Source organism: Clostridium sp. BJN0001 (assembly GCF_022869825.1).
In the GTDB taxonomy this organism is placed as follows: Bacteria; Bacillota; Clostridia; order Clostridiales; family Clostridiaceae; genus Clostridium.
Map to the genome: position 1 here is coordinate 1718445 of NZ_CP094971.1, position 24099 is coordinate 1742543.

Consider the following 24099-nt stretch of genomic DNA (forward strand, 5'->3'; position numbering starts at 1 on the left):
GCATTTAAATTTGGAATATATTAAATATTATCACTTTTTCTGTCCTATCTTTACAAATAATTTAGTAATATTAGTTTTGGACACTTTACCTATAACCTTTACCTTCTCTTTATTATCTTTTGTCTCAAGTTTTTCAACTACAGGTATACTATCTATTTCATGTTCAATTATTTTTTTGGCTAAGTCATATGCACTATCATCTTTTTTTGCACAAATTATATTTGGCATTCTTGTCATTATTACACCAACTGGAACTCTATGAATATCTGTTCCTCCTATTGATATTTTAAGAAAATCTTTTCTTGATACTGCACCTGTCAACGTCCCATCATTCTCAATAAACAGTGTTCCAACATCATTTAAGAACAAATAAACAATCGCATCATATACTGTAGTATCTTCTGAAACTGTTACAGGTCTTGACATTATCTCTGAAACCTTTATTTTAGTAATATCTCTATAGATAAAATCATTGAATGTACTACCTACATAAACATAACCCACTTTAGGTCTTGCATCTAACATATCTATCATAGTAAGTACTGCTAAATCTGCTCTTATTGCTGCTCTTGTAACTCCAAGCTTTTCTGCAAGGATTTCACTTGTTATAGGCTGATTCTCTTTTACTAAACAGATTATTTCTTCTTGTCTAGGTGATAATTTCAAATTTATCCCTCTTTCTATACATACAAGAAATATTTTATATTATTATTTCTTCCCTTCTATTATATCAGAAAATCAATAATTTACTATACTAAATTTTCAGAAAAATCAAAAATTTAGTGATATTCCCTGTTTATCATTTTCATTTTATTTCTCATCGTTATCGTTTTTTTTATCATCATCAAAGTTTACTGTATAACTATAAATTGTCTCATCGCCTGTATATACATTTTCTTTTACATTTTTCTTTTCTGTATTTTTAGCGTTAAATTCATCAACTTTTCCTTTTATATTTTCCTTTATTCCTGAAGCCATATCTTTAACATCATCAGCTACTTTTTTTATATATTTATTCACTACTTCAGTTGTTCCATCACATTTTGTAATCTCTATTGTAACCTTTGTTGTAACTGCTGCAATTATAAGTGCTGCAAGAATCTGAGGAATCATAACTGCAATTACTCCTGCTGCAACTCCTGCATTTACTGGAATATTAACTATTACTTTTTCATCTTTTTTTATTTTTATTCTTGATATATTTCCTTTTTCAATAAGATCTTTTAAATATTCTTTAAGTTCTTTTACTGACATCTCTTTCTTTTCTTTACTTCCATCACATTCTGAACTTATAGAAACTTTTTCAGGCTCATTTTTTTCAAGATAAACAATTGCATCAACAACATTTCCATCACAAACTTCAAGAGCATTTTTAGCCTCTTCATAAGTTACGTTTATTCTATTTCTTACTAAGTCAACTTTTTCAAGTGTAATTTTTTCCATAAATAATCACTCCTTTATATAATTAAGCATTTCAAGACTTTTTGGTTTTCTTGAATAATTGTTTTTTATAAGATATGTAGTTACTTTTTCAAGTTCAGTTTTAATTTCTTTAGATAGATTTAATCTATATAATTTATTCATACTAAACTTATTTAAAAATTTTAATGCATTATACGCAGCTCTAGATACGTGTATACCATTTATTCTTGTGCAATCTTTGCATACTCCTCCAAAAAACTCTAAGCTTATATAATCTGTCGTATTTATCTTCTTACCACATTTTACACAATTATCTAAAGAAAGGTTATATCCTGTAGCTTTTAATATTCTTATTTCAAAAGTTCTTATCAAAAGTTCATAGTCAATTGCATCTGTATTTAATAAGTATAGTGCACTAATAAGTTCTTTAAATATATATTGATTTGTTTCCTCATCATTTATACATATATCTATAAGTTCACAAAGATAAGATGAATATATAAGCTTATTAAAATTTTCTAAAAGAGTTTGAAATGAATTTATGATTTTGCCTTCTTGAAGAGTATATAAGTTTCTGCCTTTATAAAACATATAATTACCATAACATAATGGAAGTGTTATTGAAAGGAACCTACTTCTACTCTTTTTAGCACCTTTAACTACCGCTGTAATTTTTCCATACTTTTCAGAATAAAACCAGACTAATTTATCATTTTCTCTATAATCTCTTGTTTTTATTACTACAGCTCTTGTTTCAACTACTGCCAGCTAAAACCATCTCCTAACTTTTCTTTTTATAACCAAGTTCTTTTAAAAGAATGTTATTGTCTCTCCATTCTTTTCTTACCTTAACCCATATCTTAAGTTTAACTCTTCTTCTAAGAAATTTTTTCATTTCATATTCAGCTGTTTCAGTAATTTTTTTAAGTTTCTGACCATTTTTTCCTATAATTATTCCTTTATGTGATGTTTTTTCACATAGAAGGTCAGCTTCAATATTATAATTACCTTTTTCATCCTGCTTCATCTGAATTATATCTACTGCAATTCCATGAGGTACTTCTTCTCGTAAATTTCTAAGAGCTTTTTCTCTTATTATTTCTGATACTACAAATCTTTCCTGGACATCTGTAATCATATCTTCAGGATAATATTTAGGTCCTTCTTTAAGATATTCTTTCATAAGCGAAATAAGAGTATCAACATTTTTGCCTTTTCTTGCACTCATTGGTATTATTTCAGCAAATTCAAACTTATCAGAAAACATTTTTAAAGATTTAGCAACTCTCTCATTTGTATTCTCATCAGTTTTATTTAATAAAAGAAATATTGGACATTTTTTGCCCCTTAATTCTTCTAAAATCATACTGTCGCCTTTTCCAATCTCATCACACGGATTAGTAACGAATAATATTATATCAACATCATTTGTTGAATCTTTTGCAGCATCTACCATATATTCTCCAAGCTTATGTTTAGGCTTGTGAATACCAGGAGTATCTACAAAAACAATTTGAGATGTTTCATCTGTAAGTATAGTTTGTATATTATTTCTTGTTGTCTGCGGTTTACTTGAGACAATAGATAATTTTTCTCCCATTATATAATTAAGTAATGTTGACTTACCAACATTTGGTCTTCCAACAATTGAAACGAATCCTGATTTAAACATAAATCCTCCATTAAATATAATTTTTTATATTTATAGTATATATTATTTGAAATAAACTGTATACTATTTTTCTATAATCTGAATATTGTAAATATAAAAAGAGTTAAAAGTATTCCAAAAATAGCTCCAACAACAACTTCAAAAACTGTATGTACTTCAGAATCAACTCTACTTTGTGCTGTTATAAATGCCATTAAAAAGCTTAGCATAATACATACAGGCTGCTCAGTTATAAGAGATATTGCTGTTGCTATTGAAAATGAAATAGCACTATGACCGCTTGGCATTCCTCCTTTTAGTGGAGTTCCTTCTCCATATATAGCTTTTACTATAACTGTTACAATACATACTATAATAAGAACTATTAATATTGTATACGGCTGCGAATTTTTCACTCTTGTAATCATAGAATAAGAAATATAACTTAACTTATCAAAAAAGATTACATAACCTACAATAAGCGCATTTACTGCCGTTACAAATACTCCACCTGCCGCTGCATTTTTTGCAACCTTTGCAAGTGGATGATAATAGTTTGTAGTCATATCTATAGCGGCTTCAATAGCTGTATTAATAAGCTCTGCTGATATTACCATCGTTATAGTAATTGCAAGTGTTAAAAATTCAAATTTACTTATATCAAGTAAAAAACATAATATAAGAACCATAAGTGCTGCTACAAGATGTATTTTCATATTTCTTTCAGTTCTTACAGTATCAATAATCCCAGTAATTGCGTTATTAAAACTATCTAAAATTTTTTTAACTTTCATATTATACCCCTCATGTAAAAAAACAATACTATTCTCTCTTTATATTAAGTGTATTTAAAATTTCTTCTTCTCTTTTTCTCATAATAACTTTTTCATCATCTTTCATATGATCATATCCTAAAAGATGAAGAACTGAGTGAACTACAAGATAAGATGCTTCACGCAAAAAAGAATGATTAAATTCTACGCTCTGCGTTTTAGCTTTTTCAAGAGATAAAACTATATCTCCAAGGACAAGACTTTCTCCATCACAATCTTTAGGTGAAAATTCACAATTTTTATACTGATCTTTAAAAACATTTCCATTTTCATACTCAAGCATAGGAAATGACAATACATCTGTTTCTCTATCAATATTTCTATTTTCTCTATTAATTCTTCTTATAATATCATTATCTACATATACAAGAGAAACTTCAGTCTTTTGAGTAACTTCTTCTTCTTTTAACGCAAACTCAATTACTTTTTTTAAAGTATCATTTAAATTTTCATTAACCTCAATTTTTTCTTGTCTATTATCTATATATATCATAAAATATCTCCCAACTTTATCTTTTAAATTTATTTTTTGTTTTTATCTTTAGGATACTCAATTCTTTGATGGTAAATCCCATTTAATACAGTAAGAAAGCTATTTTTTATTCTTTGTATATCTTTAAGTGTAAGGTCACAGTTATTAAGCTGACCTGTTTCCAATTTATCTTTTATTATATTATCTATCATTTCACTTATTTTATCTAAAGTAGGTTTCTTAATTGATCTTACTGCTGCCTCAACACCATCTGATAGCATAACTATTCCTGCCTCTTTACTTGATGGAATAGGCCCTTTATACCTATAGTCATTATCATTTATCTCCTCAGGATGTTCCATACTGTTTTTCTTTGTATAATAAAAATATTTTACAAATGTAGTACCATGATGCTGGGCTATTATATCGATTATAACCTCAGGAAGTTTATATTTTTTTGCAAGTTCAATACCATCTTTTACATGTGATGTTATAATCATTGCACTAACATCAGGTTCAATATTATTATGTGGATTTTCTATCCCCATCTGATTTTCTGCAAAAAAGTATGGTCTTTCAATCTTTCCAATATCATGAAAATATGATCCTATTCTTACAACTACAGAATCTGCTCCTACTTCCTCTGCAGCCATTTCTGCAAGATTTGCAACAAGCATACTGTGATGATATGTTCCAGGAGCTGTAATTAATAGCTTTCTTAAAAGCTCATTATTAGGGTTTGCAAGTTCTAGAAGTTTTAATGTTGTAATTTCATTAAAAGTACCTTCAAGAAATGGTGAAAGCCCAAGGCATAATATTCCAGATAATATTGCGCCGATAACTGCCATAAGTGTTTTTATTAAAACATCCTTTATATCACTTGATACAAGCATTCCACTCGTAATCGTAACAATTCCACTAATTAAAGAAATATAAAATGTTGAATATAAAAGATCGCTTCTCTGCTGCATTTTCTTTAAAAAAATTGCACCTACTACTGCGTTAACTAATGCAACTATAAAAATCTGAATATCAAATCCTGTTATTACACATAAAAGTAAGGAATTTAATACACTTATTACAACTGACACTTTGTAATCAATTAAAAGTGAAATAAGCATTGGTGCGCATGCAAACGGAATAAGCATTGGAAAAGCCATCCCTATTATTCTTGCAAAAATTAAAGAAATAATATTAATAACACCTATAAGTAAAATTCTTTTATTATTTTTAAATATTTCTTTAAAATTAGACCTTATATATGAATATTGAATATGCATAATTATAAAAATGAATAAAGCTGCCATAATATAAATATACATATACGCATCAGAATTTCCATCATCTATAAGTCCAAGATCAGATAATATGGTAATTTGATCCTGTGTTACCGGTTCTCCTTCCTTTACAATCGTCTGATTTTTCTTTATAGTTACCTTAGTAACTGATTTTTTAGCTTCTTTTACTAATTCATCAGTTTTTTCTTCATCGTAAATAAGATTTGGCTTTATTGTACTACCGCAAAAACTTATTAATGCTTTTGATACATCATTTTCAAGTTTAAATTCTTTTATCTTATCTGAAACACTCTCTTTTGCAAGATTTAAATTTTCATCATTATTTTCAACAATACCATTTTGATATATCTTATCTACTTCTAAAATAATAGATGAATTTAAAATATCCATTTTTTCAGATGAAACAGATACTAATCCTTTTGCTTGTGAATCAGTAAGTCCAAATTTCTTTACTAATTCAGAAGCTTTCTCCTCATCAGTCTTTGATGAATCTACTTTTAAATCTTTAATTTCTTTAAAAAAGTTATTTATATTGTCTTCAGCTTCAGCCTTTATCTTTTCATCAGTAGTGTACTGTTTGCCTACTTTATCAATTGCCTGTTGTTCTTTTTCCTTTGTTGCTTTTTCATCTACAATATCTCTTGGAGCTTTTATATCTGTTCTTGCAATTTCTCCTTCGCTTAGCTTTATCTGCTTTGTAGATAATGAACTTATAATAATCACATATGATATCAAAAATATAAATGCAATTATGAAAACTTTTTTTATCTTCTTTTCCGTAAATCGATAACTCTTTCCCTTATTTTCCTTCATGTATACCACCTTCTAATCACTTTTTGATTACTGTATATATGATGCTATGTTCTGTTCAACTGTAAATACTACTTTTACATACGTTTTATTTTCTGAAATATCTTCCGTTTCAGTTTTTATATCTATAATTCGTGCCGTACTTGGGATACTCTTTTTAAGAGTACTTTTTAATTTTTCTACTGATTCTTCTATAATCATATCTTTACTCTTATTAGTATCAGTTTCCTTTTTTTCAACATAAATTACTCTATTAATAAAAGGATCTCTTTTTTCTATTTTATCATACGAATCAAACTTATTTATAACTTTTTTTAAATATATTTTTTTTCCAAATATATTTAAAAATATATCTTCTGCTGTTTTCCCTGTTTTTACAAGTTTCTTTCCTGATGTATCAACCTCCATAAATTTTTGATAAAATGTATTAGCTATAACAGTTCCTTTAGGGTTTACTGTCTTTAACATTTCTTCTCTGCCTTCAGAATCTGAGATTAACACATCACCTTTTTTTACTATGTCACCCGGTTTTACATTTGAATTTCCTGCAGATGTATAAACTCTTTTTATTTCTCCATCCATTGATGCTACAATAGCATTTGCATTTTCTTTTTTAACAATAGGAGGATTTACTTTTTCATATACATAAACTTTTAATGAAGCTCCTTCAACTCTTATCCTTATCCACATTATTTCAGAATCTATATTTTCAATTTTCTTTTCTATATCATAAACATTTATATCAGATTTTTTTGTACCTTCTATAATTCCTATGTTTTTTAATTCTTTTCTTATTTCATACGATGTTAAATTGTTTTGCGTCTTTATATCTATTCTCCATATACATAAAGATAATAGATACATAGTAATAAAAAATAATACTATTCCTATAATAATCCATATATTACTTCTTATTATTGCAACAACCTTAATTATATCACTTTTTGATACAATTTCTATTTTTCCACCAAGCTTTTTAACTGTTGATACTGTTTTTCTATATAACTTTAATGGTATATCAAATTCTATAGTTACAAGATCCACTCTTATCATATTTGACATTACTATTTTCTTATTCCATAAAACGTTTATCAGTTTTAGTATCTCTTTAGAACTTACTCGTACTCGTATTATATTCATTTTACTTTTCATATGAAATACCTTTAAACTTTCCACTTATTGTTATAGTGTTTTCACCAATAAATATTATTTCAAATTCTTCACCGTCTATAGAAACAGTACCTATCTTTGAATTAATCTTTACATTATTTCTTTCAAAGCTCATAATTCCCTTATGATTTTCAATTGTAATTTGATTATTGCCTAAGATAATAACTTTAGGAATATCCATTGATACATCTTCAGGGAAATCAAATTTAGTAAATATCTTTTCCATACTTATCCTCCTTATAGTGACTACTTTAATCTATGCACTATAAGAATATAAATAGAACAAAAAAAGAACCCGTACTATTTTACGGGTTCTTTTTTTGTTCTATTTATTTAAATAATCTTTAACAATCTGACTAACAAGTTTGCCATCGGCTTTTCCTACAATTTGAGGTCTAACCTTTGCCATAACTTTTCCCATGTCTTTAATGCTATTTGCACCCACTTCTTCAGCTGATTCTTTAATTATCTTTTTAATTTCATCTTCACTTAACTGCTGAGGAAGGTACTTAAGCAGGATTTCAATTTCTTTTTTGTTCTGATCCACTAAATCCTGTCTGTTTCCTTTTTGGAACTCAACTATAGCTTCTCTTCTCTGCTTAACTTCTTTAGCCAATATCTTAATTGCTTCATCATCAGTAACAGTTTTATTATCAGTCTTTTCAACTAAAAGAACTGCTGCTTTTGCAGTACTTAAGACATTTGCTGTGAATTTGTCTTTTGACTTTAATGCATTCTTCCAATCTTCCTGCAATCTTTCTTTTATTGCTGGCATCTATATTACCTTCTTTCAAAAGATACAAGTTCTATTTGAACTTTCTCTTTCTAGCAGCTTCTGATTTCTTCTTTTTCTTTACGCTTGGCTTTTCGTAATGTTCTCTCTTCCTAACTTCAGAAAGAACCCCAGCTCTAGCACATTTTCTCTTAAATCTTCTTAACGCACTTTCTAGTGTTTCGTTTTCTCCAACTTTAATTTCTGACATAAATATCCCTCCCTCCGCTAGCTTAAATTAACTCAGCTATGGGCTTAATAACACAGGCTATATTATACAATATTTAATCAGCCTCTGTCAAGATTTTATTTAAATCTAATTTAATGCAACTCTAAGTTTTTTCCCACCTAGAATATGAAAATGCATATGTTTTACAGTCTGGCCTGCGTCATCTCCACAGTTTGATAAAACTCTATATCCAGACTCTGCTATGCCTAAATCTAATACCAATTTTTTAATAACCTTAAAAATATGAGTAACTATTTCTATATTCTCATCATTTAATGCATTTATACTTTCAATATGTTCTTTAGGAATAACTAAAACATGGGTAGGTGCTTCTGGATTAATGTCATAAAAAGCATATACTTTTTCATCTTCATATACTTTTTTGCTTGGGATTTCTCCTTTAACTATTTTGCAGAATATACATTCTTCCATCTATTTTTCACCTCCTTATCTTATATTATAACTCAATTAAACATATTTTCCAACAAGATATTCATTTTCTGCAGATTCAATTTTACAATTTATTATTTTTCCAATCATACCACTATCTATATTATGCACTTTAACCTTAATATAATTTACAGTATATCCTTCAAAAGTTCCTTTTTCTTTTTCCATTTCCTGTTCAACTAAAACAGTCATTTCTCTTTGAACAAATTTTTTTGCAAAATTATGTTCGTTTATATTATTTAGGTTAATTAGCTTCTCACTTCTCTCATCTTTAATCATAGGATCAACTTGATCTTTCATAGATGCTGCTTTTGTACCTTTTCTTTTACTATATTTAAAGATATGTGTTTTGGTGAGTTTTAATCTTTTTAGATATTCGTATGTAGTATCAAATTCCTCATCTGTTTCTCCAGGGAAACCTACAATAACGTCTGTTGTTATCGATACATCTTTTATATTTTCTCTTAACTTATATACAGTTTCTTCATATTCGGCTGATGTATATCTTCTATTCATTCTCTTTAAAACTGTATCACATCCACTTTGAAGTGAAAGATGAAATTGCGGACATAATTTTTTCATATTTTTAATTCTTTTTATAACATGGTCTGTAAAAAATGAAGGTTCTATAGAACCTATTCTTACTCGCTCTATTCCATCTATCTTCTCTATTTTTTCTATTATATCAACAAGAGATATATTAGAATCTAGATCCACCCCATACGATGCTGTATGAATTCCTGATAAAACTACTTCTTTGAAACCATGCTGCGCTAGTTTATTTATTTCAGATATTACTACTTCAGGATTTTTTGAACATACACTTCCTCTTGCATAAGGTATAAGACAATATGTACAAAATCTATTGCATCCATCTTGTATCTTTAAAAAAGCACGACATTTATCTTGATATTCTTCAATGTTAAGTTCTTCAAAATGTTTATTTTTAAGTACCTCCCCTACTGCTATCTGTTTCTTTCCTTCATCTTTTGCCTTGTTTACATAATAAACTATTTCGCCTTTATTTCTGGTTCCAAGAACTACATCTATTCCTTCAATTTTTGAAACCTCGTCTGGAGCAACCTGTGAGTAACATCCAACTGCAGCAATTATAGCATCTTTATTTTTTCTTCTTGCTCTATGTATTATCTGCCTTGATTTTTTATCTCCCATATTTGTAACTGTGCAAGTATTTATTACATATACATCACAAATATCAGAAAAATCTGAAACTTCATAGCCTTCTTTAACAAATTTTTCAATCATAGCTTCAGTTTCATACATATTTACCCTGCATCCTAAAGTTCTAAATCCAACTTTAGGTTTATTTTTTGAAAATTCATTTTTAGGTGTTTCTTTTTTTAATTCTAACTTGTATATATTATCTTCCGACATAAATTCCTCCATATTTATTCATCAGCCTAAATCACCAAATACATATTGAATGATTCCACATGTTGTTATGGCTGCTGTTTCAGTTCTTAAAATTCTATTTCCAAGCGTAACTATCTTTGAGTTAATCTCTTTAAGATATTCTATTTCACTTTCTTCAAATCCGCCTTCAGGTCCTATTATAACTGCAATATCTTTTATGTCTAAAGATACATTATCTGCAATTTTTTTTATTCCGTATTTCTCTTCATTTTCATACGGAACTACTATAAGATCCATATTTTTTAAATACTCATTCGCCGATTTAAAATCAATTGCATCAAATACTTTAGGAATAACACTTCTTTTACATTGTTTTGAAGCTTCAAGTGCAATTCTATTTAGTCTATCAATTTTTTTATACTCACCCTTTAGCTTTATATCAGTTCTTTCAGTTATAAGCGGATAGAAAAAATTCACTCCAAGTTCTGTACATTTTTGAATAATAAGCTCCATCTTCTGTCCTTTGGGCATTCCCTGAAAAAGGTGTATTCTTATTTTACTTTCATTATTTATATCAAGCTTCTTTATAAGTTTTACTATAACTTCTTTTTTATTTATTTCAGAAATCTCTGCTTCATATTCTGTACCTTCTGTATCATTTATTATTACAGTATCATTTTCCTGAAGTCTTAAAACTTTATATATATGTTTTACATCATCGCCTGTAATTACAGCATTATAATCATCTATATTTTGTTTAGAAACAAAAAATTTATGCATTAAAAAATTTCCCTTCTTTTACTTTAATCTTGAAACTATAGCGTTCCATTCTCCGTCTTCATCAACTTTAATTATGTCAAAGTTGCATTCTTTTAATTTTTCTTTAACCATATTAAGTTTTTCATGAATAATTCCTGAGCATATAAAATATCCACCACTTTTTAATGTCTTTTTAACATCTTCTACAAATGAGACGATAACTTGAGCTATTATATTAGCAACAATTATATCAGCTTTTTCAGATACTACATCTAAAAGATTTCCTTCTAGTATTTCTATTCCTGTAAGATTATTTAATTTAGCATTCCCTTTTGCAGAGTCTACTGCAATCGGATCAAGATCAACGCCTATTGCCTTGTTTGCTCCAAGCATTTTAGCTGCAATAGTTAATATCCCAGATCCGCATCCTACGTCTATTACAGTATCGCTATTATCATCATTTATATATTCATCAAGAGCCTTTAAACACATTCTTGTTGTTTCATGTGTACCTGTTCCAAAAGCCATTCCAGGATCAAGTTCTATAACATGCTCTCCATCTTTTTTCTCATATTTTTCCCATTCAGGTTTAATAACGATTCTATCTGTAACCTTTACAGGTTTATAATATTTTTTCCAATTATTTGCCCAATCCTGCTCATGCATCTTTTTTAAGCAAACTTTAGCATTTCCAATATCGAGTCCAGACTTTTCAATTTCTAAAAGCTTTTTCTCAATCTTTTCTTTAATTTCATTTATATCCACATCGTCTTCAAAATATCCTTTGCATACAGCTTTTTTCCCTTTATGCTCTAATATATTTATATCTGCAAAGTCCCAAGTTAAAGGTCCCTGATCTCTTGATAATAAATCATTAGGATCCTCCATAGCAACATTTGGACATCCTAGATCGTAAAATATTGATGATATTATTTCAAGACACTCCGTTTTGTCTGTAATTACACTTATTTCATTCCAAATACCTTCCAAAATAAAAAGCCTTCTTTCTTTTATTTTTCTTTTTTAGCAATTAAGAATTTAATATTTATATTCTTTTCTGAAAACATTTTTTCATGTTCAGTTACAATATTATCCTCATATCCACTTTTATGAAGATCATAAGTTATGTATTCTATGCTAAATTTACATTCACTAAAATAGTCAAGTGATTCTTTAAAAAGATCATCATCATCAGTTTTAAAATATATTTTGCCACCATCTTTTAAAAAGTTTCTATACTTTAGTAACTGATTTGTATGTGTAAGACGTCTTTTTTTATGTCTTTTTTTAGGCCAAGGATTACAAAAATTAATATAAATTCTGTCAACAATATCTTCTTTTGAAAATATCTCATCTATGAGACATATCTCCTGAGGCATAATAAAAACATTATCTATTTTATCTATGTTCTTTTCTTTATAAACTTTTTCAATGTTTCTTTTTGCAAGCACTAAAACTTCATCTTTTATATCTATCGCAATATGATTAACATCTAAGTTTCTCGATGCTGATTCAGAAACAAAATTTCCTTTTCCACATCCTAATTCTAAGAAAATCGGTTTATCATTTAAAAAAAGCTGATGCCATTTTCCTTTATATTTTTTAGGATCTGCTATAAAAAAGTCGCAGCTTAAAAGTTCTGGTCTTGCCCATGGCTTTCTTCTCATTCTCACTAAAATCCACTCCAATTTTTAATTTCTTATTCATTATACATATAAAAAGCTTATCTTAGCAAATCTAATTGATAATTTATTAAAAAAACTACTAGACTTGGAAAACATATTTCCAAATATAGTAGTTAAAAAATACTTATTTTCTTCTTTTTTTATGAAAAAATCCTTCAGATTCTTTTGGATGTTCTCCTTCTCCAAATGCTTCCATAAGATCATATAAAGCTTTTTTCTGAGCCTCATTAACAGTCTTTGGTATATCTACAATGACTCTTACGTATTGGTCTCCTCTTAAAGTGGAATTTACTCTTTGAATTCCTTTGCCTTTTAATCTGAATAATGTTCCTGACTGAGTTCCATGTGGCACTGTATATTTAACATTTCCATCAACTGTCTTTACAGTGATTTCAGATCCAAGCACAGCCTTTGCAAAAGAAATATGCGCATCTATATAGACATCGCAGCCTTTTCTTGTAAATATACTTGATGGAGATACATTTATCTTTACATATAAATCTCCTGCACTTCCACCTCTTAGTCCTTGTTCTCCTTGTCCTTTTAATGGAATAATGTTTCCAGTATCAACACCTGCTGGTATATTTATCTTAATCTTTCTATTCTTTCTTACTGTACCTTTACCATGACATTTACTACATGGTTTTTCAATTACTTTTCCTTGTCCATGGCACTCATCACATGTAGAAGTTGAAACAAAATTTCCAAGAGGAGTTTGTCTCTGAACTCTTATTTGACCTGTTCCATGACATTTTGGACAAGTTTTTACACTACTTCCAGGTTCAGCACCTGTTCCATTACAATGATCACAGTTTTCACTTCTATTTATAGATATTTCCTTTTCGGCACCAAATACTGCCTCTTCAAATGTAAGTCTTACTGTACACTCAACATCGCTTCCTCTTACAGGACCATTTCTTCTTGAAGAAGTTCTGCCTCCTCCTCCAAAAAAAGAATCAAAAATATCTCCAAAGCCGCCCATATCAAATCCATCAAAACCACCAAAGCCGCCTGCTCCACTAAATCCGCCACTTCCATCAAATGCAGCAGAACCAAATTGATCATATTTGGCTCTCTTATCTTTATCTGATAAAACTTGATAAGCTTCATTAACTTCCTTAAATTTTTCTTCAGCCTCTTTGTTTCCCTGGTTTCTATCTGGATGATATTTTACAGCGAGTTTTCTAAAGGCTCTTTTTATTTCATCATCACTAGCATTTTTATCAACGCCAAGCACTTCATAATAGTCTTTACTTGCCATATACTTTCACCGCCTAAAATTTTATTCTCTGTTTTTTACTTTACCAAAAAACAATGAATATTACAAATTTTTTTACTTTAGAAAAGGGAAGACGAGACTGCCTTCCCTTTTTTAATCAATTTATTTTCAGTCTATTTATCGTCGTCTACTTTAAAATCAGCATCAACTACATTATCGTCTTTGCCTGCATCAGCTTTAGCACCATTATCTGCTGTTCCTGTTGCAGCGCCTTGTTGTCCTGCTGCACCATTTGCTTGAGCTGTCTGTTGATACATCTTTGTAGCTATTGGATAGAATGACTGATTTAATTCTTCAGTTGCCTTCTTTATAGCTTCTATATCGTCTCCGTCTTTAACTTTCTTTAAAGCTTCGATTTTTTCTTCAACCTTTGCTTTTTCGTCTGCAGTTGCTTTATCTGCATTTTCTTTTAATGTTTTTTCTATCTGATATACTGTCTGTTCTGCAGTATTCTTAACTTCAATTTTTTCTTTTCTCTTCTTATCTTCTTCAGAATACTTTTCTGCTTCTTTAACAGCCTTATCAACTTCATCATCAGAAAGATTTGTTGATGCTGTAATTGTTATATTAGCTTCTTTTCCAGTTCCCTTATCAAGAGCTGATACCTTAACAATACCATTTGCATCTATATCAAAAGTAACTTCGATTTGAGGAATTCCTCTTGGGGCTGGAGCAATACCTGATAAAGTAAATCTTCCAAGAGATTTATTATCAGCTGCCATCTGTCTTTCACCCTGTACTACATTAATTTCAACTGAAGTCTGATTATCTGCTGCTGTTGAGAAAACCTGACTCTTCTTAGTTGGAATTGTAGTATTTCTTTCGATTAACTTAGTTGCAATTCCACCGGCAGTTTCAATTCCAAGTGTAAGAGGTGTAACATCAAGAAGAACTACATCCTTAACATCTCCTGTTAAAACTCCACCTTGTATAGCTGCACCTACTGCAACACATTCATCAGGGTTAACTCCCTTTGAAGGTTCTTTTCCTGTAAAGTTCTTAACAGCTTCAACAACTGCTGGAATTCTTGTAGAACCTCCTACTAATATTATCTTATTTATATCGCTTAAGCTTAACTTAGCATCTGCTAATGCTTTCTTCATAGGTTCTATTGTTCTATCTACAAGGTCCTGAGTGATTTCATTGAACTTAGCTCTTGTAAGGTTCATATCGATATGTTTTGGACCTGTTTGATCAGCTGTGATAAATGGAAGATTTATATTTGTTTGAGTTGAAGCAGATAATTCTATTTTAGCTTTTTCAGCTGCTTCTTTTAATCTCTGTGATGCCATCTTATCTTGAAGAAGGTCTATATTGTTTTTAGCTTTAAAATCATCAGCTATATACTTCATGATTTTTTCATCAAAATCATCTCCACCAAGATGTGTATCTCCATTAGTTGCAAGTACTTCGAATACTCCGTCTCCTAAATCAAGAATAGATACATCAAAAGTACCACCACCTAAGTCGTATACTAATATCTTCTGGTTAGAATCCATCTTATCAAGACCATAAGCAAGTGATGCTGCTGTTGGTTCATTTATAATTCTCTTAACATCAAGTCCTGCAATCTTACCTGCATCTTTAGTTGCCTGTCTCTGGCTATCATTAAAATATGCTGGAACAGTAATTACAGCTTCTGTAACTGGTTCACCAAGATAAGCTTCTGCATCTTTCTTTATTTTCTGAAGAACCATTGCTGAAACCTGCTGTGGTGAGAATTCCTTTCCATCAATATTTACTTTATAATCAGTTCCCATATGTCTTTTAATTGAGATTACTGTCTTATCAGGATTTGTTATTGACTGTCTTTTAGCAACCTGACCTACTAATCTTTCTCCGTCAGCTTGGAAAGAAACTACTGAAGGAGTTGTTCTTGCTCCCTCTGAATTAGCTATAACAACTGGATCTCCGCCTTCCATAACTGCAACACATGAGTTTGTTGTTCCTAAATCAATTCCTATAATTTTTCCCATAATATATTCCTCCTAAAACTTAATTTAAGTCTATTTGCTTATTTAATTAATTTATTTATATTAATATATTAATTTGCAACTTTAACCATTGAATATCTTATAACCTTGTCATCCTTCTTATATCCTTTTTGAAGAACTTCAGCTATAACATTTTTACCTAAATTTTCATCTTCTATATGCATTACTGCATTGTGATAATTAGGATCAAATTCTCCTGAAGCATCAATTTCCTCTACTCCAAGCTTGTTAAATGCATCAGTGCATCCTTTAAGTGTCATTTCTATTCCTTTTTTTAAATCATCGACACTTCCTTCTGCCTGTGCTGCTCTTTCAAGATTATCAATAACAGGAAGTATTTCTTTTAATACATCACTATATGCATCTGCATATATGCCTTCTTTTTCTTTTACTGTTCTTTTTCTGAAATTATCATATTCAGCCATTGTACGTAAAAGTTTATCCTTTGTATTATCAAGTTCTATCTTTATTTTTTCTGCTTCCTCTTTATATTTCTTAGTCATAGAAAGCTCATCACTTCCTTGCTCTTTATTTTCAGAAGCTTCATCTTTTGATTCTGCTTTAGTTTCTTCTACATTTTCTGCATTATCTTCAATTTTAACTTCTTCATTTTTGTTTTTATTATCATTTTCATTACTCATACTATTTAAATACACCTCATTTCAAGTTTTCATATCTTTGGATTTTTTAGTATATTGTTCAGTTCTTTAATAACCTGAGACATTATTGCTATTACTTTTGAATAATTTATCCTCTTAGGCCCTATAAGTCCTATTGTTCCTATAGGTCTATTTTTATACTGATACTCTGCTGAAATAATACTGCAGTCCTTTGCCTGTTTTTTATAATTTTCATCACCAATACTTACTGTAATATAGTCTTGAGGCTTTATAAGCTCCATAAGAGATTCCTTATCATTTAGAAGTGAAATCATTTCTTTTGCCTTGTCTATATTATTGTACTCTGGGTAATTAAATATATTGTTTGCACCATTTAAAAAGACTTCAGAGGAGTCTGATGCATTAAGTGTTTCATATAATACAGGTAAGATTGCGTTAAAAAGTTCATCATAACCTGTAAGATCCATCTTAAGATTATTAATTACTTCAAGATTAATATCTTTTATTGAAAGATTCTGAAGTCTTTTATTAATAATTTCATTTATTTTATTTATAACCTCAATCTGAGGAATATTTTTAAGATGAATTATATGATTTTTTATAAGTCCTGTATCAGTTAAAATTACTACTACAAGATTTCTTTGATCAACTCTTACAAGCTGTATAGATTTTAAAAGACTTCTCTTTACAGATGGTGCTTCAATAATACAAGTAAGGTTTGTAAGATTAGACAAAAGCACACTTGTTTGTTTTATTATCTGATCTATTTCACCCATTGCAGTTTCAAGCATATATTCTCTTATATTAACTTTTTCTCCAGCAGTCAGTGTTGAGTTTTCCATAAGCTCATCAACATAAAATCTGTATCCTTTGCTTGATGGAACTCTTCCAGATGATGCATGAGGCTGTTCAAGATAGCCCATTTCTTCTAAATCTGCCATTTCATTTCTTATTGTGGCAGATCCAATTCCTAAATCATAGTTTTTAGCAATTGTTCTTGAACCGACAGGTTCTCCATAATTAATATAATCATTAATAATAGCTTGAAGTATTCTTAATTTTCTATCATCAGAAGCCATAATCTCACCTCTTTTATTAGCACTCATCACTATCGAGTGCTAATGACTATGCTTTAATAGTATGCTTTAATACGATTTTTGTCAATTCTTCTTATTATTATTTTTTCTCATTTAAAGGCTTTTATTGAAAATAGAGTGATTAAATCTCTGTTTTTCTTCTATTTTCTTTGATTTTCTATATGATTCATAAAATAAAATCGCTCATAACATAATTTGATACTTCAATGCCCTTCTTACTTAAATATATTCTGCCATTATTTCTTGCAAGAAGTCCCTCACTAATATGTTTTATTAAAACACTGCTATATACATCATCTATTTTTTTATTAAATTTTCTAAAAAATTCATCTTCACTTATTCCTTCTATCATTCGAAGTCCCATAAACATAAATTCTTCCATATCATCATTTATAGTATTTTTATATTTACAATCTGATGCATCTTCATCATTTTGAATTCTCTTTATATATGTATCTATATCATCTATATTTTTAAAACGGGTATCATTTATAAACGAACTTGCAGATACGCCAAGTCCAAGATACTCATTACATTTCCAATATGCTTCATTATGTATGCATTCCTTGCTAGCCTTAGCATAATTTGAAATTTCATATTGATTATATCCACTCTGCTCTAAAATCTTTTTTGCATTATGATACATATTTATTTCATCTTCCTCTGACGAAATATTAAGTTTACCCTCACTATACAATTTATAAAATGGAGTTTTTTCTTCGATTATAAGACTATAACATGATATATGCTCAGGATTTAGACTTGTAATCTTATTTAAAGTATCATCAAAATCTGAAAAACTCTGATCTGGAAGATTAAACATAATATCTATATTTATATTTGAAAATCCTAAATTTCTTGCTAAGAAATAACTTTCAAGAAATTTTTCATATGTATGTATTCTTCCTATTTCTTTTAATATTCTATTATCTGTTGACTGAAGCCCAAGGCTTAGTCTATTCACCTTATATTTTTTTAGTATTTTAAGCTTATTTACTGTAAGAGTTCCAGGGTTACATTCTACTGTAAATTCATATTCATTCTCTATTTTCAATTTATTTATTGTATATAGAAGTCTTTCAAGGTTTTTATCATTAAGATATGTTGGAGTACCGCCTCCTATATAAATACTTTTTATTTTATACTCTGATGCTTTTTTTAATATTTCCATGTTAAGACTTTTTATATATTCATCTATAAGTTTATCTTTGCCTGCATAAGAAGGAAAATCACAATATCTGCATTTTTGAGCACAAAACGGAATATGAATATATATAGATATATCTTTCATATTTGCACCTCACAATTAAAGGGACTATCGTACTTATGCACGAAGCCCCCTTTAGTTTAAATTTATTAAGCCAAAAATATTTAGGCTTATAATTTTTTAATCAACTTTAAGTACTGACATGAATGCCTCTTGCGGAATTTCAACAGAACCTACCTGTCTCATTCTCTTTTTTCCTTCTTTTTGCTTTGAAAGAAGTTTTTTCTTTCTTGAAATATCTCCGCCATAACATTTTGCAAGTACATCTTTTCTCATAGCCTTAACTGTCTCTCTTGCTATAATCTTTGCACCTATAGTAGCCTGTATTGGAATCTCAAATAATTGTCTTGGAATAAGTTCTTTTAATTTTTCAGCTATTGCTCTTCCTTTATTATAAGCTCTTTCTTCAGGAACTATCATTGAAAGTGCATCTACTATATCCCCATTAAGAAGAATATCAAGTTTTACAAGTTTTGTCTGTTTATATCCTTTAAACTCATAATCAAGTGATGCATATCCTCTAGTTCTTGATTTTAATGTATCAAAAAAATCATATATTACTTCATTAAGCGGAATATCATAATGAAGTACTGCTCTTGTTTCTTCTATATACTCTAAATCTATATATGTTCCTCTTCTATCCTGACATAATTCCATAACAGGTCCAACATAATCTTTAGGAGTTATTATAGACACCTTAACTATTGGCTCTTCCATATACGAAACTTCTGCCATAGGAGGAAGATTTGTAGGATTTGTAAGTTGCATCATTGTCCCATCTGTCTTTTTTACTTTATAGATTACAGATGGCGCTGTTGTAATAATTTCAAGATTAAATTCTCTTTCAATTCTTTCTTGAATTATTTCCATATGAAGAAGTCCTAAAAATCCACATCTAAATCCAAACCCAAGTGCTATTGATGTTTCTTTTTCAAAACTTAATGCCGCATCATTTATTTGAAGTTTCTCTAATGCTTCTTTAAGTTCATCATACTTTGCACCATCAACAGGATAAATACCTGTAAATACCATAGGAATTGCTGGCTTATATCCATGAAGTGCTTTTTTTGTAGGATTTTCTGCATAAGTTATAGTATCTCCAACTCTTGCATCTCTTACATTTTTAATTGAAGCGGCAATATAGCCAACATCTCCAGCTGAAAGTTCTTTTGTAGGAAGTACACTTGGAGTAAATACTCCAACTTCTGTAACATCATAAACTGTATTAGTTGCCATAAGTTTAATTTTTGTTCCAACTTTTACTTCTCCATCAAATATTCTTACAATACATACAACACCTTTATAGCTGTCATAATATGAATCAAAAATAAGTGCCTTAAGAGGTGCATTTACATCTCCTTCTGGTGATGGTATGTTCTCTACAATTGATTCTAAAACCTTATCTACGTTAAGTCCTGTTTTAGCTGAAATAAGTGGTGCATCCTCAGCATCTATACCTATTACATCTTCTATTTCCTTTTTTATTTCATCAGGTCTTGCTGATGGAAGATCTATTTTATTTATTACAGGTGTAATTTCAAGGTCGTTATCAAGTGCAAGATACGTATTTGCAAGCGTTTGAGCTTGAATTCCTTGAGTTGCATCAACTACTAAAAGTGCACCCTCACAAGCAGCAAGACTCCTTGATACTTCATAATTGAAATCTACATGTCCTGGAGTATCTATTAAATTTAAAATATACTCGTTTCCATCTTTTCTCTTATAAATAAGTCTTGCCGCTTGAGACTTAATTGTAATTCCTCTTTCTTTTTCAATTTCCATATTATCGAGTACCTGCTCATCCATTTCTCTTTTTGTAAGAGTACCTGTAAGCTCAAGTAGTCTATCTGCAAGGGTTGACTTACCATGATCTATATGTGCTACGATTGAAAAATTTCTAATAAACTGTTGTCTGTCATTTTTCATATATTAAACTGTTTTTAACAGTCTTTCACCCCCTGTTTTAGTATAATCAGATTGATTATATCATAAAACTATAAAAGCGTACAACGCAACTTTATTTAATCTTGTTTTCTATAAACTCTTTTATGTCTTTAAGTTTACTCTTTATTAAAAAATCTTTGTTTCCTATTTTAATAAAAACCTGACCATCTTTTTCAGGATATATTTTTATATAAGAATTGTCTATAATAAAGTTTTCAAAATCTCCTCCGAATTCACTTTTTGCCATATCATAATTTTCTTCAGCATTTCCAAGAGGAGAAAGTGCTCTAGTATTTATTACATTTATCTTTACTATGTTCCATAACATAAACATTAATACAACTAATACGGGGATTATCTTAATAAATAAATATCTCTTTTTCATAATATCACCTAATCTATAAATATAATTATTATTATTTACAAATTAGATGCTTTTTATTCATTTATTTCTATTTTTTATTTAATACTTCAGCAATTACTCTAGCAAGACATTTAGCAGTTAATTTTGCTTCATCTGGTGTGTTCATAATAGAACCAAGTTCAAATAATGCAGCCCCATCGTTTTTTCCCTGATGAAATGCATCAATCCCATGATGATAAGTAAGAATTCCTCTAGAAATTCCAGGGAAAAGTTCCTCTGCTTTTTTATTTAAAAGTTCTGTAAATTCTCTATTTTTTTGATACCTTGAACTATTTTCAGAATTTACAAACATAACTTTTGCAGCATTTTGCCCAAAAACACTAAATGTACACGCACTTTTATTTTTAATAGAATCTCTATGAAGGTCTATTATCATCTTAAAAGTATTATATTTCTTTATATATTTATCAACAGTTTCACCAGAACGTGTATAGCAGCCATTATATGAAACACAATGGTCAGTTTTATCATGAATTGTAGCTATTCCATAATTATTTTCAAGTTCATCACATAAAACATCTCCAACTCCAACTACATTTGTTTCTTCATTTTGACTATCTGTTTGAGATTCCGAATAATTTTCATGTGTATGTGTATGGTACACAAGAACTTCTACATTAGATTTTTGAAGCTCTTTTTTAAGAGACGAATCATATATATTGGTATTATCAGTTTTCTCATCTGATGTATTTTTTTCAAATTTTGAAATACTGCTGTCATTTATCTCAAACTCATCATATTCCCCATTTTTCAAAAGTGGAACATTTAAGATACTCATTTCACCGCATGTTATATCTCTATATGAAAGATCTGATATTCCTGCAAATTTCATTAAAATTTTTTTAGGAATAATTTTTTTACCATCTTCTTTATCAATTAAATAAGGATTTTCTAATTTTATAAGATTAGTATAATATATACCATTTTCTTTCATTTCGCTTTTTATAGCCGAAAACATTTTTATAGTGATTAAAAATATAACTGCTATGAATATAAATTCTTTGAAAAAATTTTCTTTCGATGTTCCCCTTTTCATAAAGATCCCCCTCTTTCCATAATTAATATATTAGTGATTTAACATAATTATTATAGAAAGATTTTATTTTAAGAATTTTTTAATTTCATCATAAGTCATATCTTGTTGAATAGATAAATTTATTCCATCTGATATTATTTCAGAAAGAGAATCTATTATAAGATCTATTTCTTTTGGTGTTACTATCATATCTTTTAGAACATTAGACGATATTGCATCGTTTATAAGTGCCATCTTTTCATTTCTATTTATATTATTAAGCATCTTAAAAAATTCACTTCCATTTGGGGAATTTTTTATAAGATAATCAATAACACAATCTAAAGTATCATTTGTTATAGTAAGTGCATCAACAACTGTTGGAACTCCAATTGCAATCACGTCACATCCAAGACTTTTTTTATTAATCTCAGTTCTATTATTTTTAACTCCTGCACCAGGTGATATTCCTGTATCACATATCTGTATAGTATTATTTACTCTTTCAGTTCTCCTTGCTGCTAATGCATCAATGCATATTACTATATCAGGTTTTACTTTATTAACTACAGCTTTTATAATTTCAGCTGTTTCAATTCCAGTAACTCCAAGAACTCCTGGTGCTATTGCACATACATCTCTTACATCTTCAAGTGAAGACTTATCCATAAGATTTTTTAAATGTCTTGTAACCATAATTTTCTTAATAACTTTAGGGCCTAATGCATCAGGAGTAATATCTATATTACCGAGTCCAACAACAAGTGCAGTCTGATTTTTTTTAAGATCAAACAACTTTTTAAGACTCATATTCAAAACTTTTGCTACATTTTCCATACATGTTCCATCATAATGAGTATAAGATGGTATTTCTATAGTTATATATGTACCTTTATCTTTTCCCATTTTAATAGCAGCATCATCATTTTTTATATTTACTGTTATAACATTAATATCATCATTTTTTTCTTCTGTAACTTCTATTCCATCTATATCTTTCTCATGATGTTTTTCTTTGTAAATCTCTCTTGCTTCTACAGCAAGATCAGTTCTTACACTATACTCAGAATTAACTATTTTTTTATTTTTATCCATAATATTCACCTCAAAATACTCTATTTAATTCTATTTTTCCTTTTTCTTTTATTTTAATACTTGAATTACGTATTCTGCGATGATATAATAAAGTTTGTTGAATATAAACTCGTACGCAGATTTCCCCAAAAACTGCGAAACCCTATAAAAAATTAAGGGGGTGAATTAAGAATGGCAAATATAAAATCAGCAAAGAAAAGAATTCTAGTTACTAGAACAAAAACTGCTAATAACAGAATGATTAAATCTGGATTAAAGACTGTTATTAAAAAGTTTGAAACTGCAGTAGACGCAAAGAACGTTGAAGAAGCTAAAACTTTATATACATCAGTTGTAAAGACTTTAGATATGGCTGCTACAAAAAATGTTATCCATAAGAACATGGCTGCCAGAAAGAAATCAAGATTAGCTGCTAAATTAAACATTTTAGCATAATCTT

The 24099-nt window shown here is 29.1% G+C and carries 26 protein-coding genes; 1 reads left to right on the forward strand and 25 read right to left on the reverse strand.

All coding sequences use genetic code 11. The features are described from left to right. Positions 1 to 30 precede the first annotated feature (30 nt). From MTX53_RS08300 to gpr, 25 genes are all read right to left on the reverse strand, one after another. Complete coding sequence (locus tag MTX53_RS08300) at positions 31 to 666, reverse strand: helix-turn-helix transcriptional regulator (protein WP_244833276.1); 636 nt, start codon at positions 664 to 666, stop codon at positions 31 to 33. A 144-nt stretch (positions 667 to 810) separates the two neighbouring features. Further along, positions 811 to 1443: a DUF4342 domain-containing protein gene (locus MTX53_RS08305; protein ID WP_244833277.1), complete on the reverse strand. Its 633-nt coding sequence runs from the start codon at positions 1441 to 1443 to the stop codon at positions 811 to 813. A 6-nt stretch (positions 1444 to 1449) separates the two neighbouring features. Continuing rightward, complete coding sequence (gene recO, locus MTX53_RS08310; protein ID WP_244835480.1) at positions 1450 to 2190, reverse strand: DNA repair protein RecO; 741 nt, start codon at positions 2188 to 2190, stop codon at positions 1450 to 1452. Positions 2191 to 2203: 13 nt separating this feature from the next. Further along, the gene (gene era, locus MTX53_RS08315; protein ID WP_244833278.1) at positions 2204 to 3094 is read right to left on the reverse strand and encodes a GTPase Era; all 891 of its coding nucleotides are present in this window, start codon (positions 3092 to 3094) and stop codon (positions 2204 to 2206) included. A gap of 71 nt (positions 3095 to 3165) precedes the next feature. Next, on the reverse strand, positions 3166 to 3867 hold the full coding sequence (locus MTX53_RS08320) for a diacylglycerol kinase (protein WP_244833279.1): 702 nt from the start codon (positions 3865 to 3867) through the stop codon (positions 3166 to 3168). Positions 3868 to 3895: 28 nt separating this feature from the next. Continuing rightward, the gene (ybeY, locus tag MTX53_RS08325) at positions 3896 to 4399 is read right to left on the reverse strand and encodes an rRNA maturation RNase YbeY (protein ID WP_244833280.1); all 504 of its coding nucleotides are present in this window, start codon (positions 4397 to 4399) and stop codon (positions 3896 to 3898) included. 29 nt (positions 4400 to 4428) lie between these two features. Further along, positions 4429 to 6489, reverse strand: a complete 2061-nt coding sequence (locus MTX53_RS08330) for an HDIG domain-containing metalloprotein (RefSeq protein ID WP_244833281.1) — start codon at positions 6487 to 6489, stop codon at positions 4429 to 4431. Positions 6490 to 6516: 27 nt separating this feature from the next. Beyond that, complete coding sequence (gene yqfD, locus MTX53_RS08335; RefSeq protein ID WP_244833282.1) at positions 6517 to 7638, reverse strand: sporulation protein YqfD; 1122 nt, start codon at positions 7636 to 7638, stop codon at positions 6517 to 6519. Beyond that, positions 7628 to 7882, reverse strand: coding sequence for a sporulation protein YqfC (gene yqfC / locus MTX53_RS08340; RefSeq protein WP_244833283.1), 255 nt, complete (start codon positions 7880 to 7882; stop codon positions 7628 to 7630). The genes yqfD and yqfC overlap by 11 nt, the downstream gene beginning before the upstream one ends. Before the next feature lie 99 nt (positions 7883 to 7981). Beyond that, entirely contained in the window at positions 7982 to 8431 is a 450-nt protein-coding gene (locus MTX53_RS08345; protein WP_244833284.1) for a GatB/YqeY domain-containing protein, read from the reverse strand. A 31-nt stretch (positions 8432 to 8462) separates the two neighbouring features. After that, positions 8463 to 8639 (reverse strand): 30S ribosomal protein S21, encoded by a 177-nt coding sequence (gene rpsU, locus MTX53_RS08350; protein WP_008429643.1) that lies wholly within the window; start codon positions 8637 to 8639, stop codon positions 8463 to 8465. A 105-nt stretch (positions 8640 to 8744) separates the two neighbouring features. Continuing rightward, entirely contained in the window at positions 8745 to 9089 is a 345-nt protein-coding gene (locus tag MTX53_RS08355) for a histidine triad nucleotide-binding protein (RefSeq protein ID WP_244833285.1), read from the reverse strand. A 36-nt stretch (positions 9090 to 9125) separates the two neighbouring features. Then, complete coding sequence (gene mtaB / locus MTX53_RS08360) at positions 9126 to 10391, reverse strand: tRNA (N(6)-L-threonylcarbamoyladenosine(37)-C(2))-methylthiotransferase MtaB (protein WP_244835481.1); 1266 nt, start codon at positions 10389 to 10391, stop codon at positions 9126 to 9128. A 132-nt stretch (positions 10392 to 10523) separates the two neighbouring features. Beyond that, positions 10524 to 11261, reverse strand: a complete 738-nt coding sequence (locus tag MTX53_RS08365) for a 16S rRNA (uracil(1498)-N(3))-methyltransferase (RefSeq protein ID WP_244833286.1) — start codon at positions 11259 to 11261, stop codon at positions 10524 to 10526. An 18-nt stretch (positions 11262 to 11279) separates the two neighbouring features. Further along, positions 11280 to 12230: a 50S ribosomal protein L11 methyltransferase gene (gene prmA, locus MTX53_RS08370; protein ID WP_244833287.1), complete on the reverse strand. Its 951-nt coding sequence runs from the start codon at positions 12228 to 12230 to the stop codon at positions 11280 to 11282. Between the two features lie 20 nt (positions 12231 to 12250). Beyond that, positions 12251 to 12913, reverse strand: a complete 663-nt coding sequence (gene trmB, locus MTX53_RS08375) for a tRNA (guanosine(46)-N7)-methyltransferase TrmB (RefSeq protein ID WP_244833288.1) — start codon at positions 12911 to 12913, stop codon at positions 12251 to 12253. Between the two features lie 136 nt (positions 12914 to 13049). Next, entirely contained in the window at positions 13050 to 14186 is a 1137-nt protein-coding gene (dnaJ, locus tag MTX53_RS08380; RefSeq protein ID WP_244833289.1) for a molecular chaperone DnaJ, read from the reverse strand. Positions 14187 to 14317: 131 nt separating this feature from the next. Further along, positions 14318 to 16180 carry a molecular chaperone DnaK gene (dnaK, locus tag MTX53_RS08385; protein ID WP_244833290.1) on the reverse strand — a complete coding sequence of 621 codons (1863 nt, stop codon included), beginning with the start codon at positions 16178 to 16180 and terminating at the stop codon, positions 14318 to 14320. Between the two features lie 68 nt (positions 16181 to 16248). After that, a complete protein-coding gene (grpE, locus tag MTX53_RS08390) occupies positions 16249 to 16839 on the reverse strand; it encodes a nucleotide exchange factor GrpE (RefSeq protein ID WP_244833291.1) in 591 nt (196 codons plus the stop codon). A gap of 29 nt (positions 16840 to 16868) precedes the next feature. Next, positions 16869 to 17897 (reverse strand): heat-inducible transcriptional repressor HrcA, encoded by a 1029-nt coding sequence (gene hrcA / locus MTX53_RS08395; RefSeq protein WP_244833292.1) that lies wholly within the window; start codon positions 17895 to 17897, stop codon positions 16869 to 16871. A 184-nt stretch (positions 17898 to 18081) separates the two neighbouring features. Then, positions 18082 to 19206, reverse strand: a complete 1125-nt coding sequence (gene hemW, locus MTX53_RS08400; RefSeq protein WP_244833293.1) for a radical SAM family heme chaperone HemW — start codon at positions 19204 to 19206, stop codon at positions 18082 to 18084. Between the two features lie 96 nt (positions 19207 to 19302). After that, on the reverse strand, positions 19303 to 21108 hold the full coding sequence (gene lepA, locus MTX53_RS08405; protein WP_244833294.1) for a translation elongation factor 4: 1806 nt from the start codon (positions 21106 to 21108) through the stop codon (positions 19303 to 19305). 91 nt (positions 21109 to 21199) lie between these two features. Continuing rightward, on the reverse strand, positions 21200 to 21511 hold the full coding sequence (locus MTX53_RS08410) for a hypothetical protein (protein ID WP_244833295.1): 312 nt from the start codon (positions 21509 to 21511) through the stop codon (positions 21200 to 21202). A 67-nt stretch (positions 21512 to 21578) separates the two neighbouring features. Next, positions 21579 to 22586 (reverse strand): stage II sporulation protein P, encoded by a 1008-nt coding sequence (locus MTX53_RS08415; RefSeq protein WP_244833296.1) that lies wholly within the window; start codon positions 22584 to 22586, stop codon positions 21579 to 21581. 63 nt (positions 22587 to 22649) lie between these two features. Further along, positions 22650 to 23660: a GPR endopeptidase gene (gene gpr, locus MTX53_RS08420; protein WP_244833297.1), complete on the reverse strand. Its 1011-nt coding sequence runs from the start codon at positions 23658 to 23660 to the stop codon at positions 22650 to 22652. A gap of 171 nt (positions 23661 to 23831) precedes the next feature. Between gpr and rpsT the strand changes: the two genes are divergently transcribed. Continuing rightward, positions 23832 to 24095, forward strand: a complete 264-nt coding sequence (gene rpsT / locus MTX53_RS08425; RefSeq protein WP_244833298.1) for a 30S ribosomal protein S20 — start codon at positions 23832 to 23834, stop codon at positions 24093 to 24095. The last annotated feature ends 4 nt before the right edge of the window (positions 24096 to 24099 follow it).

Bases quoted from the DNA above. Each gene is read 5' to 3' on its own strand.
- MTX53_RS08305 (WP_244833277.1), bottom strand. From the start codon at position 1,443: ATGGAAAAAATTACACTTGAAAAAGTTGACTTAGTAAGAAATAGAATA.
- MTX53_RS08320 (WP_244833279.1), bottom strand. From the start codon at position 3,867: ATGAAAGTTAAAAAAATTTTAGATAGTTTTAATAACGCAATTACTGGG.
- MTX53_RS08410 (WP_244833295.1), bottom strand. From the start codon at position 21,511: ATGAAAAAGAGATATTTATTTATTAAGATAATCCCCGTATTAGTTGTA.
- yqfC (WP_244833283.1), bottom strand. From the start codon at position 7,882: ATGGAAAAGATATTTACTAAATTTGATTTCCCTGAAGATGTATCAATG.
- ybeY (WP_244833280.1), bottom strand. From the start codon at position 4,399: ATGATATATATAGATAATAGACAAGAAAAAATTGAGGTTAATGAAAAT.
- hrcA (WP_244833292.1), bottom strand. From the start codon at position 17,897: ATGGCTTCTGATGATAGAAAATTAAGAATACTTCAAGCTATTATTAAT.
- MTX53_RS08355 (WP_244833285.1), bottom strand. From the start codon at position 9,089: ATGGAAGAATGTATATTCTGCAAAATAGTTAAAGGAGAAATCCCAAGC.
- mtaB (WP_244835481.1), bottom strand. From the start codon at position 10,391: ATGTATGAAACTGAAGCTATGATTGAAAAATTTGTTAAAGAAGGCTAT.
- MTX53_RS08415 (WP_244833296.1), bottom strand. From the start codon at position 22,586: ATGAAAAGGGGAACATCGAAAGAAAATTTTTTCAAAGAATTTATATTC.
- hemW (WP_244833293.1), bottom strand. From the start codon at position 19,206: ATGAAAGATATATCTATATATATTCATATTCCGTTTTGTGCTCAAAAA.
- dnaJ (WP_244833289.1), bottom strand. From the start codon at position 14,186: ATGGCAAGTAAAGACTATTATGAAGTGCTTGGCGTTGATAAAAATGCT.
- rpsT (WP_244833298.1), top strand. From the start codon at position 23,832: ATGGCAAATATAAAATCAGCAAAGAAAAGAATTCTAGTTACTAGAACA.
- lepA (WP_244833294.1), bottom strand. From the start codon at position 21,108: ATGAAAAATGACAGACAACAGTTTATTAGAAATTTTTCAATCGTAGCA.
- grpE (WP_244833291.1), bottom strand. From the start codon at position 16,839: ATGAGTAATGAAAATGATAATAAAAACAAAAATGAAGAAGTTAAAATT.
- MTX53_RS08330 (WP_244833281.1), bottom strand. From the start codon at position 6,489: ATGAAGGAAAATAAGGGAAAGAGTTATCGATTTACGGAAAAGAAGATA.
- era (WP_244833278.1), bottom strand. From the start codon at position 3,094: ATGTTTAAATCAGGATTCGTTTCAATTGTTGGAAGACCAAATGTTGGT.
- rpsU (WP_008429643.1), bottom strand. From the start codon at position 8,639: ATGTCAGAAATTAAAGTTGGAGAAAACGAAACACTAGAAAGTGCGTTA.
- gpr (WP_244833297.1), bottom strand. From the start codon at position 23,660: ATGGATAAAAATAAAAAAATAGTTAATTCTGAGTATAGTGTAAGAACT.
- yqfD (WP_244833282.1), bottom strand. From the start codon at position 7,638: ATGAAAAGTAAAATGAATATAATACGAGTACGAGTAAGTTCTAAAGAG.
- MTX53_RS08345 (WP_244833284.1), bottom strand. From the start codon at position 8,431: ATGCCAGCAATAAAAGAAAGATTGCAGGAAGATTGGAAGAATGCATTA.
- MTX53_RS08365 (WP_244833286.1), bottom strand. From the start codon at position 11,261: ATGCATAAATTTTTTGTTTCTAAACAAAATATAGATGATTATAATGCT.
- dnaK (WP_244833290.1), bottom strand. From the start codon at position 16,180: ATGGGAAAAATTATAGGAATTGATTTAGGAACAACAAACTCATGTGTT.